This is a genomic window from Bradyrhizobium amphicarpaeae, assembly GCF_002266435.3.
Lineage (GTDB): Bacteria > Pseudomonadota > Alphaproteobacteria > Rhizobiales > Xanthobacteraceae > Bradyrhizobium > Bradyrhizobium amphicarpaeae.
Map to the genome: position 1 here is coordinate 3,073,566 of NZ_CP029426.2, position 18,274 is coordinate 3,091,839.

Sequence of the window (18,274 nt, forward strand, 5' to 3'; positions counted from 1 at the left end):
GAGAGATGACCATGACCGCCAGCATCGTCGGATGGGCGCATACGCCGTTCGGCAAGTTCGACACCGAGACCGTCGAGAGCCTCGTCACCCGCGTCGCCAATGAGGCGATGGCCGATGCCGGCATTTCGGCGTCCGACGTCGACGAGATCGTGCTCGGCCATTTCAACGCCGGCTTCTCGGCGCAGGATTTTACCGCCTCGCTGGTGCTGCAGGCTGACCCGAAGCTGCGCTTCAAGCCGGCGACCCGGGTCGAAAACGCCTGCGCCACCGGCTCCGCCGCCGTGCACCAGGGCCTGCGCGCGATCGCCGCGGGCGCCGCCAAGATCGTCCTGGTCGTCGGCGTCGAGCAGATGACGCGCACGCCGGGCCCCGAGATCGGCAAGAATCTGCTCAAGGCGTCCTACCTGCCCGAGGACAGCGACACCGTCGGCGGCTTTGCCGGCGTGTTCGGCAAGATCGCCAGCTCCTACTTCCAGAAATACGGCGACCAGTCCGACGCGCTGGCGCTGATCGCGGCCAAGAACCACAAGAACGGCGTCGCAAATCCCTTCGCCCAGATGCGCAAGGATTTCGGCTTCGACTTCTGCCGCGCCGAGAGCGAGAAGAATCCTTTCGTTGCCGGTCCCCTGAAGCGCACCGATTGCTCGCTGGTCTCCGACGGCGCTGCGGCGCTGATCCTGGCTGACGCCGAGACCGCCAAGGGCATGACCAAGTCGATCGGTTTCCGCGCCACCGCGCATGCCCAGGACTTCCTGCCGATGTCCAAGCGAGACATCCTCCAGTTCGAGGGCTGCACCGTCGCCTGGCAGCGCGCGCTGGAGCAGGCCGGCGTGACGCTCAACGATCTCTCCTTCGTCGAGACCCATGACTGCTTCACGGTGGCCGAGCTGATCGAATACGAAGCGATGGGCCTGACGCCGAGGGGGCAGGGCGCCCGCGCCATCAAGGAAGGCTGGACGCTCAAGGACGGCAAGCTGCCGGTCAATCCGTCCGGCGGCCTGAAGTCCAAGGGCCATCCGATCGGCGCCACCGGCGTTTCCATGCATGTGATGACCGCAATGCAGCTCGCAGGCCAGGCCCCCGAGGGCATGCAGCTCAAGAACGCCAAGCTCGGCGGCATCTTCAACATGGGCGGCGCCGCAGTCGCCAACTACGTCTCCGTGCTGGAGCCCTTGAAGTAGGCTCTCGTAGCCTTGTAGGGTGGGTTAGCCGCAGGCGTGACCCACCTCTTTCGTCTCTGCGGAGACAGGGTTGGTGGATTACGCCTGCGGCTAATCCATCCTACGATCTTTGCGTTAAATCATGGTGGACCGGCCTCGGCTCGCCTTAATGCTCCTGACTGACTTGCAGGGAATGCATCATGAGCACTGATTACGAAGACTCGCTGTCGATGGACGCCCTCAACGATCGCATCGCGATCCTCGAGGACAATATCAGGCAGCTGATCGAGCAGGCGGCGGCCGCTTCAGGCGAGCAGAACGAGTCGCGTATCGCCGACCGGATCAGCCAGCAGAACGAAGAGCTCGACCGGCTGCTCAAGATCCGCGAATCCCGCCAGAAGAAATAGCGGCCGATATCACCGCGCTACGCATGCGGCCATACGCGGGCCGCCCTTGCGCGTGCGGCACCGCTGCCCTTAGCTGGACCGAAATCGCGGGGCCACGCCTTGGCTCCCGCGCAATCGGGAGTGAACGAATGGGGCCGCTGAAGGGCATCAAGGTCATCGACATGACCACCGTGCTGATGGGGCCTTACGCGACCCAGATGCTCGGGGACTACGGCGCCGATGTCATCAAGGTGGAGTCGCTCGAGGGCGACGTTACCCGCCTGATCGGCCCGATGCGCCACGCCGGCATGGGCCCGGTGTTCCTCAACACCAACCGCAGCAAGCGCTCGATCTGTCTCGATCTCAAGAAGCCCGCGGGCCGCGAGGCCGTGCTGCGGCTACTGAAGGACGCCGACGTATTGGTCTACAACGTCCGTCCGCAGGCGATGGCGCGGCTTCAGCTCGGCTACGACGTCGTCTCCGCGATCAATCCGCGCCTCGTCTATGCCGGCGTGTTCGGCTTCGGCCAGGACGGACCTTATGCGGCAAAGCCCGCTTATGACGATCTGATCCAGGGCGCCACGGCGCTTCCCGCGCTGATGGCGCAGACCGGCGACGGCGTGCCACGCTATGTGCCGAACGCCTTGGTCGACCGCATCGTCGGCCTCACCGCGGTCGGCGCGATCTGCGCCAGCCTGGTGCACCGGGACCGCACCGGCCGCGGCCAGCGTCTGGACATCCCGATGTTCGAGACCATGGCGGGCTTCGTCATGGGCGACCACATGGGCGGGCTCACCTACGAGCCGCCGCTCGACAAGGGCGGCTATGCCCGCCACCTCTCGCGCGACCGCAGGCCCTACAAGACCTCGGACGGCTATCTCAGCGTCATCGTCTACAACGACAAGCAGTGGGAGAATTTCTTCAAGGCGACGGCGCGTGATGATCTGCGCGCCGATCCCAAATTCGCGACCTTCGCCGGCCGCGCCGCCAACATCGATGTCGTCTATGCCGAGCTCGCGCGCATCTTCGAGACGCGCCCCACCGCCGAGTGGATCGACCTGCTCACCAAGGCCGACGTGCCTGTCATGCCGATGCACGATTTACAGGGTGTGCTCCACGACGAGCATCTGGAGGCGACGAAGTTCTTCCCGGTCGTGACCCACCCGACCGAGGGGCCGATCCGCAGCATGAAGGTGACGGCGAGCTGGTCGGAGACGGAGGCCGAGCCGGTGCGGTTGGCGCCGCGGCTGAACGAGCACGGCGCGGAGATTCTTGGTGAGATTGGCTACTCCCCAGGCGAGATCGCCGCCATGGTCCGCGACGGCGTCACGCGATCAGTGCCGGAGTAGGGAATGACTTTAGCTCTCTCATCCGTCATTCCGGGGCGCGACGAAGTCGCGAGCCCGGAATCCATCTATGCTCCGCGCATGCCGCTCGATGGATTCTCAGATGCGCAATTGCGCATCGTAGCTCGACCCTCCGGGCCGCCCCGGAACGACGAGGAGGAGAGAACATGAGCTTCATCACCGGCGTCGGCCTCACGCCGTTCGGCAAGCATGAAGGCTCGTCCTCGCTCGACCTGATGAGCAAGGCGGCACAAGCCGCGCTCGACGACGCAGGCCTGAAGCGCTCCGACATCGACGGCATCCTTTGCGGCTATTCCACCGTCTCGCCCCACATCATGCTGGCGACCGTGTTCGCCGAGCACTTTGGCATTCGCCCGTCTTACGCCCACGTAGTGCAGGTCGGCGGCGCCACAGGCCTTGCGATGACGATGCTCGCGCATCACCTCGTCACATCGGGCGTCGCGCGCAACGTGCTCGTCGTCGCCGGTGAGAACCGCCTGACCGGGCAGAGCCGCGATGCCTCGATCCAGGCGCTCGCACAGGTCGGCCATCCCGATTACGAGGTGCCGCTGGGGCCGACCATCCCCGCCTATTACGGCCTCGTCGCCACGCGCTATATGCACGAATACGGCGTGACCGAAGAGGACCTGGCCGAATTCGCCGTGCTGATGCGCGCCCACGCCTGCACCCATCCCGGCGCGCAATTCCACGATCCCATCACGGTCGCCGAAATCATGGCCTCGAAGCCGGTGGCGTTGCCGCTGAAACTGCTCGATTGCTGCCCGGTGTCCGACGGCGGCGCGGCTTTTATCATCAGCCGCGAGCGGACCGGTGAAGCCGGCGTCCGCATCCGCGGCTGCGCCCAGGCCCACACGCATCAGCATGTCACGGCGGCGCCGGCACTCAGCGAGCCCGGCGCGGAAATCTCCATCGCGCGCGCCAAGGAAGTTTCCGGCCTCGCGATATCCGACGTGCGCTACGCCGCAATCTACGACAGTTTTACCATAACGCTCGCAATGCTGCTGGAAGACCTCGGCCTCGCCGGCCGCGGCGAGGCCGCAGCCCGCGTGCGATCAGGCCATTTCAGCCGCGACGGCGAGATGCCGCTGAACACCCATGGCGGCCTGCTCAGCTATGGCCATTGCGGCGTCGGCGGCGCGATGGCGCATCTGGTCGAGGCGCATTTGCAGATGACGGGGCGGGCGGCGACCCGCCAGGTGCGCGATGCTTCGATCGCGCTGCTGCATGGCGACGGCGGCGTGCTGTCGTCGCATGTGAGCATGTTCCTGGAGCGGGTGCGATGAGTGAGCGGATCGTGGACTGGACCAGGGGCGGGGAGGCCATCACCTACCAGGCCTGCGGCGCCTGCGGCCATGTGCAGTATTTCCACCGCGCCTTCTGCGCGGTGTGTGGCGAATCGAATCCGCGCGACCAGCGCGCCAGCGGCAAGGGCACGGTCTATGCGACCTCGCTGGTCTGCCGGGCCGCGACGCCCGAGACGCGCGCGCACGTGCCGTACAACATCTTGCTGGTCGATTGCGCAGAAGGATTTCGTATGATGGCTCACGGCGAGAATGATCTCGCGATCGGCGATTCGGTCGTGGCGGGCTTCAAGCCGTTTGCCGGCAAGCTCGTGCCGTTCTTCACGAAGGAAACGTAAGTGGATTCGTCATTCGGGGGCGGTCATAGGACCGAGCCTGGAACGGGTATTCTGGGCCTGGCCCGCCAGGCCCGCGCTTTGCGCGGTCCCGGAAGGGCCACCCCGGAATGACGAAAACTTCAAAACTCCAACTCAACGCCCGTAGAACAAGATGCTGGCGATGACGAGCATCGCTGTCACCGCCAGCATATGCGCGAGCGCTCCCGAGGCCGCCCCCTTGGTGGCTTCCTTCATCCATTTTCTCCCTAGACTTGGGCGTGACTCATCGTTGTGCGGCTAGCGCACCCGACGGCCAATTGTTTTACTCGGAACACCCCATTTGCGAGTACTCACCGCGATTTGTCCCCACGCGGCGAATATCGACTGTCTCAGGGTCGATCAGCAATGCGGCGGCATTTTGACTCGATGTTGTTGCTCCCAAGGACGCGCAAGAATAGAGTTTCGTGGAACTTTCGCCGCTGGCGACAAAAAGCATCAAAAGCTCAGGGAAAACTTCAGGAAAATCATGGCCCGCATCAACTACAGCGACCCGTCCAAGGCATCCGATCGCACCCGCGAAATTCTCGACAAGAACCGCAACGCCAACATCTTCCGCATGATGGCGCACTCGCCGAGCTACTTCGAGCAGTACTGCCGCTTGGGCGGCGCCATCCGCCACAAGGGCGAACTCGATCCTGTTGTCCGCGAGCTTGCGATCACCCGCACCGGCATCCTGTGCGAGGCGCCGTATGAGATCGTCGCGCACAAGCGGATCGGCAAGAATGTCGGCGTCACCGACGCGCAGAACGAAGCACTCGAGAACTGGCAGGCCGCGACCTGCTTCGACGAGATCCAGCGCGCCGCGCTCGCCTTCACCGACGAGATCGTCAAGCTGAGGAAGCCGACGGATGCGACCTTCAAGGCGATCGCAGCGAAACTGACGCCGGCCGCGCTGGTCGAGCTGCAGCTCTCGGTCGGCTTCTACATCATGACCTCGAAATTCCTGGAGACGTTCGAGATCGATCACCAGCCCGTCACCGAAGTGGTGGGCTGAACCCAAACATGCGGCGAGGGATGCCGATGACGATCGACGAATATGCGGCCTGGGCCGCAACCATTGCCAAAGTCGACGAACGTCCCTCCAACGAGCTTCTGTCCTATCTCGGGCTCGGCCTTGCCGGTGAATCCGGCGAGGTGGCCGAGCACATCAAGAAGCTGCTGCGCGATGACTGGCTCGACAAGGCGGGACTCGTCGATGAGCTCGGCGATGTCGTCTACTACTGGGCCTGCCTGTGTGCCGCGACCGGCCAGACACCGTCCGAGCTGCTGGAGAAGAGCGCGGCGAAGATCAAGCGGCGGCTCGGCGAAGCGGCGAGCCGCTGAGGCTGGGTAGGGGGCGACCGACCACCTCCCTGTGGGCCATCCTTCGAGACGCCCGCCGGTGGCGGGCCCTCAGGATGAGGACTGGAGTGCGCGGCAGCAATTTCGACGAGCTCCGATGTTCCTTAGCCTCATCCTGAGGAGACCGCGGAGCGGTCGTCTCGAAGGATGAGGCGTGCGCTCACGTCGACGTCAGGATGTCCACCTTCGCATTCGCCACGATCAGGCGATCGGCCAGCAATTGCGCCAAGTTGCGCATGATGCGCTCGCTGGCGCGCGGGTGCTGCTTGCGGAAGCGTTCGAACGCCTTCAGCGGCACTTCGTAGGCGGTCGCTGCCATGTCGGCGAAGACGTCGGCCGAGCGCGTCGACTCCAGCAGCGCCATCTCGCCGAACGCCATGCCTGCCGTCAGCGTCGCGAGCCGCACGCCGTCGGGAAGTGTGACGTGCACGGCACCGCTGCGCAGGAAGAACAGGGAATCGGCGGGATCGCCCGTGGTGAGAATCTTGGTGCCGGACTGATAGGTGCGGATGGTGCAGATCGAGGCGAGGTCCGTCAGTTCGTCCTCGCCGAGGCCTTCGAGCAGCGGCTGCTCGGCAAGCTCGGTGGTCTCGTGGAAGTCGATCGAGCCGCCGTAGCGATAGACGATCTGGTCTTCCGCCCATTCGATCGCGGTGTCGAGCAGATAGAAGTCGCGGACGTTCTTCAGCTCGGCCGTCCATTCCCGCAACGTATCCCACTCCCTGGATGCGCGCCTGACGCCTGACAGCACCACCGTGACGTTGAGTGCGGCGAGCTCCTCGAACGCCTCGGCGACGAGCCGCGCGCCGGCGCGCGTGGTGGAGGTGACGCGGTGCAGATCGAAGATCACGAATTGGGGACGGGGCCGGGCGGCGAGCCGCCGGGAGACGTAGTCGACCGCCGACAGCGACAGCGTGCCGACCAGCTCGATGATCCGCACCTCCTGCTCATGGGCGGCCAGGATCTCGCGCTCCTGCGGCCGGCGTACGCGGCGTGACGGGCTCTTGCCGATGTCGTAGTCGGCGATGACGGCGTTGCGGGCGTCGTCGCTGCGGTTGAGCATGTGCAGGTCGTAATGCGCCGACAACGCCTCGCAGACCTTGATGCCACGCACGCTGTTGCCGTGCTTGTCGAGCTTCGGCGAATAGCTGCCGAGCCCGAGGCGAGCGGGGAGCGCGGCGAGGATGCCGCCGCCGACGCCGCTCTTGGCGGGGATGCCGATCCGGTAGATCCATTCGCCGGCATAGTCGTACATGCCTGACGAGGTCATCACCGACAGCGTGCGGGAGATCGCGTAGGCGCTCAGTACCTGCTCGCCCGTGACCGGATTGACGCCGCGATTGGCGAGCGTTGCCGCCATCACCGCGATGTCGCGCGCGGTGACCAGCACCGCGCATTGCCGGAAATAGACGTCGAGGACACCTGCCACATTGTCGGAGATCACCGCGTTGGTCTTCAGGAGGTAGCCGATGGCGCGGTTTCGGTCGCCGGTCTGGCTCTCAGAGACGTAGACGGCTTCGTCCACGGTGAGATCGCGGCCTGCGAAGCGGCTCAGCGCGAGGCGGATCTGCTCGAAGGCCTCGGGCCCCTTGCTGTCGTAGATCAAGCCCGTACAGGCGATCGCGCCGGCATTGACCATCGGGTTGAACGGATGGTTTTCGGCATTGAGCCGGATCGAATTGAAGGGATCTCCCGACGGCTCGACGCCGATCGCACTCTCGACCAGGCCTGCGCCGAGCAGGTCCAGCGCCAGCGCGAACACGAACGGCTTCGACATCGACTGGATGGTGAAGGGCACCCTGGTGTCGCCGACTTCGTAGACATGGCCGTCCAGTGTCGCGAGGCTGATGCCAAAACAGGCAGGATCAGCCTTGCTCAGTTCGGGAATGTAATCGGCGACGCTGCCTGAAGTTTCAGCAGAGAATTCGTTGAGGCAATTGTCCAGAAACCGCAGCAAAGGCGGCTTCGAGCGGATCCAGGCGGCGGCGGGAGGCGAGAGCGGGGTCATCGCCTCTCTTGTGCAACGCAATCAGGGTATGCGCAACCCGTTCGGCACCATGGTCTGCCGTCGGACCAGCAGCAGGGCGATCAGAACCGTGGGCAGGAGGATGCCAAGGCCGAGCAGCGTCACCTGTATCTGCGACAGCGGCATGATCCCGCCGCCCGGCGTCGCCACCACGAAGCCGCCGATCACCAGCAGCACGCGGATCGGCCATTCCAGGCTGCCTGCGCCGCGCAGATCCCCGACGAAGGGCTGGTAGCCCTGGATGCCGCTGCAGATGAACAGCGTGCCGAACGCAGCGAGTCCCATCAGGCCGAGGCCGGCCAGATACGGGCTCGGTCCTTGCAGCACCAGCGCCGGATTGAGCACGAAGAAGAACGGGATGAAATAGATGATGCTGCCGACCCACATCGACTCCCAGCCCGTCTTCATCGCCGGTGAGCCGGCAATGCCGGCCGCGGCAAAGGAGGCGATCGCGACCGGCGGCGTGATCGACGACAGCATCCCCCAATAGAAGATGAACATGTGCACCGCCATCCTGTTCAGCCCGAGCTTCTCCAGCGCGGGCGCGACCAGGATGGCGAGGAAGATGTAGCAGGCGGTCGTCGTCAGCCCGAGGCCGAGGATCAGGCTGGTGAGAGCGCACATGCCGAGCAGCAGGAAGGGATTGTCGCCAGCAATGTGCAGGAGATCGTTGGCAAGGCTCGACACCACGCCGGTCATCGAGAATGCGCCGATCAGGAGGCCGCATCCGGCGAGAATGCCGACCAGCTCGACGAAGGTGCGGCCGTTGACCTCCAGGAATTTGCCGATGGTCGCAAAGGTCCAGCGCGTGTCCTTGGAGAAGAGCTGGTTGAGCACCAGCAGAAGCGCGGTCGCGTAGAACGGTGCGTGGCTCTCGCGCTTGAAGTAGAGCAGCATCACGATCAGCAAGGCGATGACGAAGACGTAGTACCAGCCGTCCTTGATCGTATCCATGATCCGCGGCAACTCGGCGCGCGGAATGCCCTTCAGCCCGTGGCGCGCGGCGTAGGAATCGACCTGCATGAACAGCCCGATGTAGTAGAGCACGGCCGGAATGATCGCGGCGAGCGCGACGTCGGCGTAGCTGACATTGAGGAACTGCGCGATCACGAAGGCGGTCGCGCCCATCACCGGCGGCGCCAGCACCGCGCCGGTCGAGGCGCAGGCCTCGATCGCGCCGGCATAGGAGGCGCGGAAACCGCTCTTCTTCATCACGGGAATGGTCATGGTGCCCGCGGTCAGCACGTTGGAGATGATCGAGCCCGACATCATGCCGAGCAGGCCGCTGGCGAAGATGCAGACTTTCGCGGCGCCGCCGCGGAAGGTGCCGCACAGCGCGAAAGCGAGGTTGATGAAGAACTTTCCGGCGCCGGTCATCATCAGCGCGGTGCCGAACACCAGAAAGCCGATCACGGTGTCGGCGAAGGCCTGAATGGGGATGCCGAGCAGGCTTTCGCCCGACAGCACGTGATAGGCGGTTGCCTGCTCCAGTGTCGATTGCGTGCCGCGAAACGGCCCGAGCCAGCCGGATTCGGCGAACAGCGGATAGACGGTGAAGGGGAGCACGCTCAACAGCAGGCTCCAGCCGCCGGTGCGCCGCAGCGCCTCCATCAGCATCGCCCACATCACGAGGCCCGCGGCGATCACGTTGTTCGGCGCACCGCCGAATTCCCAGCCGGCCTCCGCCGCCTTGCGTACGCTCGACATCAGGAGCAGCGCCGCGGCGAACGTCGCGACGAACAGGACGAGGTCGTACCAGGGAATCCGGTCGAGCGGGGCGCGCTCGGAGGCCGGAAAGATCACGAACGTGAACGGCAGCATCAACGCGATCAGGAGATAGAAATATTCCGTGTTGAGCTGGGTGTAGCCGATGAAGAATCGCAGCGAGAATTGCTGGTTGATGCAGAGCAGGATCGTCGCCGCGGTCGCCGCCACCAGAGTCCAGCGCCAGGCGCCGCGCAACGTGCGCACGCGCGTGACCTCGGCTTCCTGCATGTTGCCGGCCGCGCCGTGGGGATCGTCGAACACGACCCGCTTGGGCTCGTCCTGCGGGGCGATTGAGGTGGAAACAGAAGACATCATCGATCCCGAGTGTGGGCTGTTGAACGCAGACTAGGCGAATGGCTGTTGTTTGAATTGCTCGCGCCGCGGGCGCCCCCTCTCCCGCCAGCGGGAGAGGGGGCGCACTTCTCGTGCGGCAGACATCAACCCAAGCAACATCGCGTCCTAATCCTCGAACCCGTTCGGCATGTCGGCTTTCGCAAGCGCCGCCGCGCGCGCCTTCATCCAGCCATCGAGGAATGCCTTGTCGTCCGACGGCGGGTTGGACTTGCCGTACTCCGTCCATGCCGCGCCGAGCACCTCTTGCCGTTTGATCAGTCCGTTGTTGTGCGCTTCCTGCGCATCGCTCCATTGCCCGGCTTCCTTCAGCGCTTTCACCGAGCCGGGATGCACGGGCACCACCCAGTTCTTGGTCTGACGATTGGCCGCGAGCCCGCCGGCGCCAGGCGCCGAATCCTTGTAGGCGTCGTAATTCGTGATCATCGCCTTGGTGATCGCATAGACCTGGTCGGCCGGCTGCGATGCGTAGGCGACGAAGATCGGGTAGGGGTAGTTGCCGAGTTCGACCGGCTTGTCCGGCGAGATGCCAGCCCCGCAGGTCGCCGTCTGCGGGAAGAAGAACGAGCCGACCTTCTGCATCCGCGCCCAGCCTTCCTTGTCCTTGGCGGGCAGCGGCGGCCAGATCAGGCCGCGCGGCGAGGACTCGGCTTCCTTGGCGGGGCCGGTGATGGTGGTGCCGAAAGCGGCATCGACGTCGTTGTTGATCAGCCCTTTCCACATCGCGCCGTAGCTTGCGAACTCGACGGCCTTGACGTCCTTCTGCGTCAGCCCGGCGAACGCGAGCACGGCGAGCGAGTTCTGGTTCAGCGCGGGCGAGCCGACCACGAAGCCGACACGCTTGCCCTTGAGGTCCTTCAGCTCCTTCACGCCGGTGTCGGCGGCGACGCCGAGCGAGCCGCAATTGCAGTCGACGGTCGACAGCAGGATCTGGAGCGGCTGCGGGCCCCATTCCTTCGCGCCGAACTCGAACATGCCCTCCTGCGCGAAGTAGGTGCCGGATCCCATCGCCGAGGAGGCGGCGCGCTTGGCGCGCAGCGGCGCGAGGCGGGCGACGTCGTTGCCTGCGGGCAGCACGCGCACGTCGGTGCCGTATTTGTCCTTCATCATCTTGCCGACGCCGACGGCGATGTTAAAGCCGGCAGTTCCGGTGTCATAGGCGGTGAACGTCAACGTCGCCGGCAGCTTGATGTCCTCGGCGAACGAATAGCGTGTAGACGCAAAAGAAATGCCGGCCACCAAGGCAGGCGCGAGCATGAGCAGCCCACGAAGCATGTTTCCCTCCAATGATCTCCGCGTTCGCCGCGAAGATTTTCGTTCTTTGTTTGAAACAGAGTTTTGTTTGAGACGGATCATGTCATCCGCATCAGGCAATGGCAACGCTGTACCGCGCATGCAGGAATGAGACTGACAGATTGCCGCGGACGCGACGGATAACGCAGTCAGCTCGCGACGATTTCAATTTCATTGCCATCCGCAGCGGTTCCTCCAACTTGCGCGGGAGCTGCGCAGATGCGCACGGCGGCGTCCGCGACGATCTTAATTTCTGGCATGCCATCCCTTTTTGTTGTCGTTGCAAAATGAGTGAGGTAGCGTCGTCTCCAAGTGGAATTTAATTCCGCACAGCGGAACAGACGGTAGGGAACATGGGAAGACGATCCGAGCGGTTGAGTAAGCAAGGCGTGCTCGCTGGCGATGCCGGTGAGGGTGATGTCATCCAGGTGGTCTCGCGCGCGTTCGACGTGTTGCGATGCTTCGAGGGCCACGAGGCCAGGCTCGGCAATCTCGAGATTTCAAATCGCTGCGGCCTGCCGCGCTCGACGGTGTCGCGGCTCACGCACACACTGACGCGGATGGGCCAGCTGGTCTATCTGCCGCGTGATCAGAAGTATCGGATCGGTCCGAGTGCGGTGGCGATGAGCGCTTCGATGATGAAGGGCGCGCAGCTGCGCAGCATGATCCGGCAACGGCTGCAGGAAGTCGCCGAGCAGCTGCCTGGCACCGTCGGCTTCGTCGTGCCCGACCGCTTCCATCTGGTCTATCTGCAGTTCGCACGCTCGGCGGCCGCGCTCGGCCTGCACGAGGGCACCGGCAGCCGCATCTCGATGGCCTCGACCGCCGCGGGTGCGGCCTACACCGCCGCGCTGGCGCCGGAGATCGGCGATGCCTTCATCGCGGACGTCGAACGCGAAGCGCCCGAGGCCGCCAAGATCCTGAAGCCCCGCATCGAGGCCAACCGGCGGATGTTGCGCGAGCGCGGCTATGTCGTGGCCTGCGGCCTGTGGAGCCCGCACATCAACGGGCTCGCGGTGCCGATCTGGTCGCCGCAGTACCAGACCTTCGTCGTCATCACGATCGGCCTTCTGTCCACGATGTATGACGAGCAGCGGCTGCATGCCGAAGTCGCACCCTTGATGCTCGAGCTCGGCCGTTCGCTCGGCAGCCTGATGGAGGGCGCGGAAGGCGACGCCTTCAACAACCGCATCTCGCGTAAACCGGTCGCAATGGCCGTGCACAACAATAACAAGCCGATCAATTCGGAGGGCGTGAATGAACTGGAAGCCGGAACTCGACGAGCTCGCCCGGCGCGAAGCCTTCGCGCGGGAGATGGGCGGCGTTGACAAGGTCAAGCGACAGCATGACCAGGGCCGGCTGACTGTTCGGGAGCGTATCGACAAGCTCACTGATCGAGGCAGCTTTCACGAGATCGGTGCCGTCTCCGGCATCGGCGAGTACGATTCCAGCGGCGAGTTGCAGAAACTGACGCCGGCGAACTGCGTGTTCGGCCGCGCGCGCGTCGACGGCCGCACCGTGGTCGTGGTCGGCGACGATTTCACGGTCCGCGGCGGTTCGGCGGATGCGTCGATCTCCGCAAAGCCGCTGATGGCGGAGGAGATGGCGCACGATCTCCGCCTGCCCATCGTCCGTATCATCGAGGGCTCCGGCGGCGGCGGCTCGGTCAAGACCATCGAGACCAAGGGCGCAGCCAACCTGCCGGGCGGCATCGGCGGCACGCGCTGGTATCGCTTCACGACGGAGAACCTGTCGCGCGTGCCGGTGGTCGCTCTCGGTCTCGGCTCGGTTGCAGGGCTCGGCGCCGCGCGGCTTGCCGCCAGCCATTATTCGATCATGACGCGGAAGTCCGCGATGTTCGTCGCCGGCCCGCCGGTGGTGAAGGCGCTGGGGCAGGACCTCTCGAAGGAGGAGCTCGGCGGCGCCGACATCCAGACCCGCGCCGGCGCGGTCGATCATGCCGTCGACACCGAGGAAGAGGCCTTCGCCTGCGCACGGCGCTTCCTGTCCTATCTGCCGTCGTCGGTTTACGAGCTGCCGCCGACCTTGCCCTGCGCCGACAACCCTGAACGCAGCGACGAAGCGCTGATGAAGGCGGTGCCGCGCAACCGCAAGCAGGTCTACAAGATGCGCCCGATCATCGAGTCGGTCGTCGACAGGGGTTCGTTCTTCGAGGTCGGAAAGAATTTCGGCAAGCCCATCATCGTCGGCCTCGCCCGGCTCGAAGGCAGGGCGGTGCTTCTGCTCGCCAGCGACAGCTTCCACTATGGCGGCTCCTGGACGGCGGATGCCTGCCAGAAGGTGGTGCGCTGGGTCGACTTCGCCGAGACCTTCCATCTGCCGGTCGTCTATCTCATGGATTGCCCCGGCTTCATGATCGGTCTGGATGCCGAGAAGGCGGCGACCATCCGTCACGGCGTCCGCGTCATGGCCGCAGTGAACCAGACCACCGTGCCCTGGTGCACCGTGATCCTGCGCAACGCGTTCGGTGTTGCCGGTGTCGTGCACCAGCCGGCCGACCGCTTCTCGATCCGCTACGCCTGGCCTTCGGCCTATTGGGGCTCGCTGCCGCTCGAGGGCGGCATCGAGGCCGCCTACCGCGCCGACATCGACGCGGCCGAGGACAAGGCGGCCAAGCTGGAGGAAATCCAGGAGCGCCTCAACAAGCTGCGCTCGCCGTTCCGCTCGGCCGAGAAATTCTGGGTCGAGGAGATCATCGATCCCCGCAAGACGAGGTCGCTGCTGTGCGAATTCGCGCGTCTCGCCGAGCCGCTGCGGAAAGCGGGGCCGCCGGAGAATTTTTCGATCAGGCCGTAGGCGCGCCCGAAGCACAACTCTATCACCGTCATCCTGAGGTGCTCGTCCTGCAACGCAGGACGAGCCTCGAAGGACGACGGCCCGGCTGCATCGGGGCCGTGCATCCTTCGAGGCTCGCCGCGCGAGCGCTTCAGGATGACGGGTCGATAGACGCAATCAAGTCTTCCATCGCTTCGCAATGCCGAGCTATTCTCTCTGAAACAAGAACAACAGGAAACGCCAATCGTGTATGACTTCATCATCGTGGGCGGCGGCTCGGCGGGATCCGTGCTGGCCCACAGGCTTTCGGCGAAGAGTGCCAACAAGGTCCTGCTGTGCGAAGCCGGGCAGGACACGCCGCCCGGCAACGAGCCGGCCGAGATCAGGGACAGCTATCCGGGCACGGCCTATTTCGATCCGCGCTTCCACTGGACCGAGCTCAAGGTCACGACCCAGGTCGTCAGCCACAACAATCCGAACGAAGCCCGCCCCCCTTTACGCAAATACGAGCAGGCGCGCGTGCTCGGCGGCGGCTCGTCGATCAACGGCCAGATGGCCAACCGCGGCGCGCCGACCGATTACGACGAATGGGACGCGCGCGGCGCCGAGGGCTGGCGCTGGAACGACGTGCTGCCGTTCTTCAAGAAAGTCGAGCGCGACCTCGATTTCGACGGCCCCTACCACGGCAAGGACGGCAGGATCCCGGTCCGCCGCATCCCGCGCGAGCACTGGACCAAGCACTCGCAGGCCTTCGCCGATGCCTTCCAGCAGGCCGGCCATCAGTTCCTGCCGGATCAGAACGGCGAGTTCGTCGACGGCTTCTTCCCGGTGACGCATTCGAACCAGGCCGAGCAACGCGTCTCGGCCGCGATGGGATATCTCGACCGCGACACCCGCCAGCGCGCCAATCTCACCATCTCTACCAACACGCAAGTCCGCGAGCTGCTGTTCGAAGGCACGCAATGCGTCGGCGTGAAAGCCGTGGTGAACGGACGCGAGCAGGAATTCCGGGGCCGCGAGATCATCCTCTCCAGCGGCGCGATTCATTCGCCCGCGCATCTGCTCCGTGCCGGCATCGGGCCGGTGGGTCACCTCAAGGATATGGGCATTCCCGTGCTGATGGGACTGCCCGGCGTCGGGCAGCGCCTGATGGATCATCCCTCGATCTCGCTGTCGTCCTTTGTCCGCCGCGGCGCGCGCATGAACGAGCATACCAGGCGCCACATGCAGCTCGGCCTGCGCTATTCCTCCGGTCTCGAGGGCGTGCCGAAGGGCGACATGTTCGTCGTCCTGCTCTCCAAATCGGCCTGGCACGCGGTCGGCGAGCAGATCGGCTCGCTGCTGACCTTCGTCAACAAGACCTATTCGGAGACCGGCCAGGTCAAGCTGGCCTCGCGCGATCCCACCGCGGAGCCAATCGTCGAGTTCAATCTGTTGTCCGACCGGCGCGATCTCGATCGCCTGATGAGCGGCTTCCGCAAGATGGCGGCCATCCAGATGAGCGACATCGTGAAGAAGGTGACGGACAAGCCGTTCCCGGCCGCCTATACCGACAAGGTCCGCAAGATCGGCGTGGTCAACAACAAGAACAGGATCCTGACCAAGATCGCCGCCACGCTGATGGACGGACCGGCGGCGCTGCGTCACTACATGATCGACAATTTCGTGGTCGAAGGGTTTACCTTCGATCAGGTGATCAACGACGACGAGGCGCTGGAAGCTTTCGTGCGCAAGGCAACCATAGGCGTCTGGCACGCCTCCTGCTCATGCCGCATGGGCCGGGCCGATGATCCCATGGCCGTGGTCGACAATCAGGGACGCGTCAGGGGCGTCCAGGGCCTGCGCGTCGTCGATGCCTCGATCTTCCCGGTGGTGCCGTGCGCCAACACCAATTTTCCGGTGCTGATGTCGGCGGAGAAGATCGCGGCTGCGATCATGCAGTAGGCCGGGACGGACACGCGCGGCGACACCGCGTGAGGTCGTCATTGCGAGGAGCGAAGCGACGAAGCAATCCAGACAGCCGCCGCAGGACGAGTCTGGATTGCTTCGCTGCGCTCGCAATGACAGCGGGCCTACAGCCGCAGCACTTTGCCGGGATTCATGATATTCTGCGGATCGAGAGCGCGCTTGATGGTCCGCATGATGTCGAGCTCGGTCTTCGAGCGGTAGTGGCTGAGCTCGTCGAGCTTGTCGATGCCGATGCCGTGCTCGGCGGAGATCGAGCCGCCCAGGGAGGTGACGAGGTCGTTCACCGCGCGCGTGATGGCGCCCTTGTATTGCGCCAGCGTCTGCTGGTCCATTCCTGATGGCCCCATGAACGAGAAATGCAGATTGCCGTCGCCGATGTGTCCCAACGGGTAGGGCCGGATGGTCGGGAGAATGTCGAGCGCGGCCTCGAGCCCACGCGCGATGAACTCCGGAATGCTGGAGATGGCGACCGAAATGTCGAAGCTCATCCCCGGTCCCTCGGCCCGTGAGGCTTCGGCAACGCTTTCCCTGATGCGCCACATGTTGCGCGACTGGTTTCCGGTCTGGGCGATCACCGCATCGAGCACGCGGCCGGCCTCGAGTTGATCGGCGAGAAACTGCTCCATCTTCTCGGACATGCCCTCCGCGCCGTCCTGGCGCGCCCGCGCGGACGACCATTCCAGCAGCAGGTACCAAGGCGTGTCCGCCTTCAGCGGATCCTGCGTGCCGGGAATGTGCCGAAGCACCATGTCCACTGCGGCGCGGCTCATCAACTCGCAGGAGCCGACATTGTCCTCTGACGCGCTATGGGCTTCCGACAGGATCTCCAGCGCCGCGCGGGGGTCGCGGATCGCCAGCCACGCGGTGCAGACGTCCTTGGGCGCCGGCCACAGCTTGAGCACGGCCTTGGTGATGATGCCGAGCGTGCCTTCGGCCCCCATGAAGAGGTGCTTGAGGTCGTAGCCGGTGTTGTCCTTCTTCAGCGCACGCAATCCGTCCCAGACCTCGCCGCTGGGCAGCACGACCTCGAGCCCCAGCACGAGATTGCGGGCATTGCCATAGCGCAGCACCTGCACGCCGCCGGCATTGGTCGACAAATTGCCGCCGATCATGCACGAGCCCTGGGCGCCGAGGCTGAGCGGCAGGAACCTGTCGTGCCGGCTTGCCGTCTCCTGCAGCGTCTGCAGCACGCAGCCGGCCTCGACCGTCATGGTGTAGCCGACGGGATCGACGTCCAGCACGCGGTTCATGCGGCCGAGCGACAGCACGATGCCGGTGTGCGCGGGCCACGGCGTGGCCCCACCCATCAGGCCGGTGTTGCCACCCTGCGGCACGATGGCGATGCCGTGCTGATGGCAAAGCCGGACCACTTTCGCGACTTCCTCTGTGCTGCCGGGCCGGACGACGGCGCCGGCACCGCCCACCAGCAATCCCCGCCAATCCGTCACGAACGGCCGCTTGCCGTGCTCGTCCTCGATGAGGCCCTTCTCACCCACGATTGCGCGCAACGCATCGCGCATCTCGGCGGTCAAGGGAGCGGTCGGAATGGCGGGATCGGACGACGGGAAGGCAGCCGGCATTTTCGTTTCCTCTGGCGCATCTTGCTGTGCACTGCGCACGTGACGTGCCCTTCTATTGTTCACGTTTGGCGCGGGGAGTCTAACGGCAAGATGTCTCGAATCTCGAGCCGGTGGCGAGTGATCCGGCTACTGTGCATGGGGTTGTTTTCGCGATTCAGTGGCGGGGCCCGCTTCAACTCATAATTTCGCTTTACAAGAATTCGGATATACCGTATGACTTGCCCATCCCGCCCGCCGCAAGGGGCGTTTCGCGATCGTCACGAGACGCGGGCCGGGAAGCGGTGGCCGCGACGGCGTCGGCGCGCTGGGCAGGCTGCAGGGCGGGGAATCCTCGTGAGCAGCGGCACGCGCGGTACGACACGGCGCTGACAGCTTCCTCGTTCGGTCCCGGTGGCGAGCGCACGCCAGCCATCGGAGACAGGGGCGGGGATGTGCGCGGCGGCAAAATCGTGTGGTCCTGACGCCCGGGGTCTGTGCGTCAAGTCTGTGGTGATGTCGCGGCCCAACCGGGTCGGGACATCAGTCATCCGCAAGGCGACGGGGGCAATAGTGCATCGCTCC

General features: G+C 64.9%; 14 protein-coding genes. 10 read left to right on the plus strand and 4 right to left on the minus strand.

Features of this window, described 5'->3' with window-relative positions; all coding sequences use genetic code 11:
- Window positions 1-11: 11 nt before the first annotated feature.
- From CIT40_RS14080 to CIT40_RS14110, 7 genes are all read left to right on the plus strand, one after another.
- Entirely contained in the window at window positions 12-1,181 is a 1,170-nt protein-coding gene (locus CIT40_RS14080) for an acetyl-CoA acetyltransferase (protein ID WP_094896764.1), read from the plus strand.
- Window positions 1,182-1,360: 179 nt separating this feature from the next.
- Window positions 1,361-1,567, plus strand: coding sequence for a hypothetical protein (locus CIT40_RS14085; RefSeq protein ID WP_035674530.1), 207 nt, complete (start codon window positions 1,361-1,363; stop codon window positions 1,565-1,567).
- Window positions 1,568-1,695: 128 nt separating this feature from the next.
- Window positions 1,696-2,895 (plus strand): CaiB/BaiF CoA transferase family protein, encoded by a 1,200-nt coding sequence (locus tag CIT40_RS14090; protein WP_094896544.1) that lies wholly within the window; start codon window positions 1,696-1,698, stop codon window positions 2,893-2,895.
- A gap of 164 nt (window positions 2,896-3,059) precedes the next feature.
- Window positions 3,060-4,196, plus strand: a complete 1,137-nt coding sequence (locus CIT40_RS14095; RefSeq protein ID WP_094896545.1) for a thiolase family protein — start codon at window positions 3,060-3,062, stop codon at window positions 4,194-4,196.
- Window positions 4,193-4,552 carry a Zn-ribbon domain-containing OB-fold protein gene (locus CIT40_RS14100; RefSeq protein ID WP_094896546.1) on the plus strand — a complete coding sequence of 120 codons (360 nt, stop codon included), beginning with the start codon at window positions 4,193-4,195 and terminating at the stop codon, window positions 4,550-4,552. The genes CIT40_RS14095 and CIT40_RS14100 overlap by 4 nt, the downstream gene beginning before the upstream one ends.
- A 505-nt stretch (window positions 4,553-5,057) precedes the next feature.
- Window positions 5,058-5,585 carry a carboxymuconolactone decarboxylase family protein gene (locus CIT40_RS14105; protein WP_094896547.1) on the plus strand — a complete coding sequence of 176 codons (528 nt, stop codon included), beginning with the start codon at window positions 5,058-5,060 and terminating at the stop codon, window positions 5,583-5,585.
- Between the two features lie 26 nt (window positions 5,586-5,611).
- Window positions 5,612-5,914, plus strand: coding sequence for a nucleoside triphosphate pyrophosphohydrolase family protein (locus tag CIT40_RS14110; RefSeq protein ID WP_162307490.1), 303 nt, complete (start codon window positions 5,612-5,614; stop codon window positions 5,912-5,914).
- A gap of 178 nt (window positions 5,915-6,092) precedes the next feature.
- On the opposite strand, the gene glsA is transcribed toward CIT40_RS14110, so the two are convergent.
- The 3 genes from glsA to CIT40_RS14125 form a co-directional block, all read right to left on the minus strand.
- Window positions 6,093-7,940, minus strand: coding sequence for a glutaminase A (gene glsA, locus CIT40_RS14115; protein WP_094896549.1), 1,848 nt, complete (start codon window positions 7,938-7,940; stop codon window positions 6,093-6,095).
- Window positions 7,941-7,961: 21 nt separating this feature from the next.
- A complete protein-coding gene (locus CIT40_RS14120; protein WP_094896765.1) occupies window positions 7,962-10,037 on the minus strand; it encodes a TRAP transporter permease in 2,076 nt (691 codons plus the stop codon).
- 147 nt (window positions 10,038-10,184) lie between these two features.
- A complete protein-coding gene (locus CIT40_RS14125; protein WP_094896550.1) occupies window positions 10,185-11,351 on the minus strand; it encodes a TAXI family TRAP transporter solute-binding subunit in 1,167 nt (388 codons plus the stop codon).
- Window positions 11,352-11,722: 371 nt separating this feature from the next.
- On the opposite strand from CIT40_RS14125, the gene CIT40_RS14130 reads away from it, so the two are divergent.
- From CIT40_RS14130 to CIT40_RS14140, 3 genes are all read left to right on the plus strand, one after another.
- On the plus strand, window positions 11,723-12,697 hold the full coding sequence (locus CIT40_RS14130) for an IclR family transcriptional regulator (RefSeq protein ID WP_094896551.1): 975 nt from the start codon (window positions 11,723-11,725) through the stop codon (window positions 12,695-12,697).
- Complete coding sequence (locus tag CIT40_RS14135; RefSeq protein ID WP_094896552.1) at window positions 12,627-14,186, plus strand: acyl-CoA carboxylase subunit beta; 1,560 nt, start codon at window positions 12,627-12,629, stop codon at window positions 14,184-14,186. The genes CIT40_RS14130 and CIT40_RS14135 overlap by 71 nt, the downstream gene beginning before the upstream one ends.
- A 225-nt stretch (window positions 14,187-14,411) precedes the next feature.
- On the plus strand, window positions 14,412-16,109 hold the full coding sequence (locus tag CIT40_RS14140; RefSeq protein WP_094896553.1) for a GMC family oxidoreductase: 1,698 nt from the start codon (window positions 14,412-14,414) through the stop codon (window positions 16,107-16,109).
- 128 nt (window positions 16,110-16,237) lie between these two features.
- Here CIT40_RS14140 and CIT40_RS14145 read toward each other — a convergent pair whose 3' ends face one another.
- Complete coding sequence (locus CIT40_RS14145) at window positions 16,238-17,713, minus strand: FAD-binding oxidoreductase (RefSeq protein ID WP_094896554.1); 1,476 nt, start codon at window positions 17,711-17,713, stop codon at window positions 16,238-16,240.
- Window positions 17,714-18,274 lie beyond the last annotated feature (561 nt).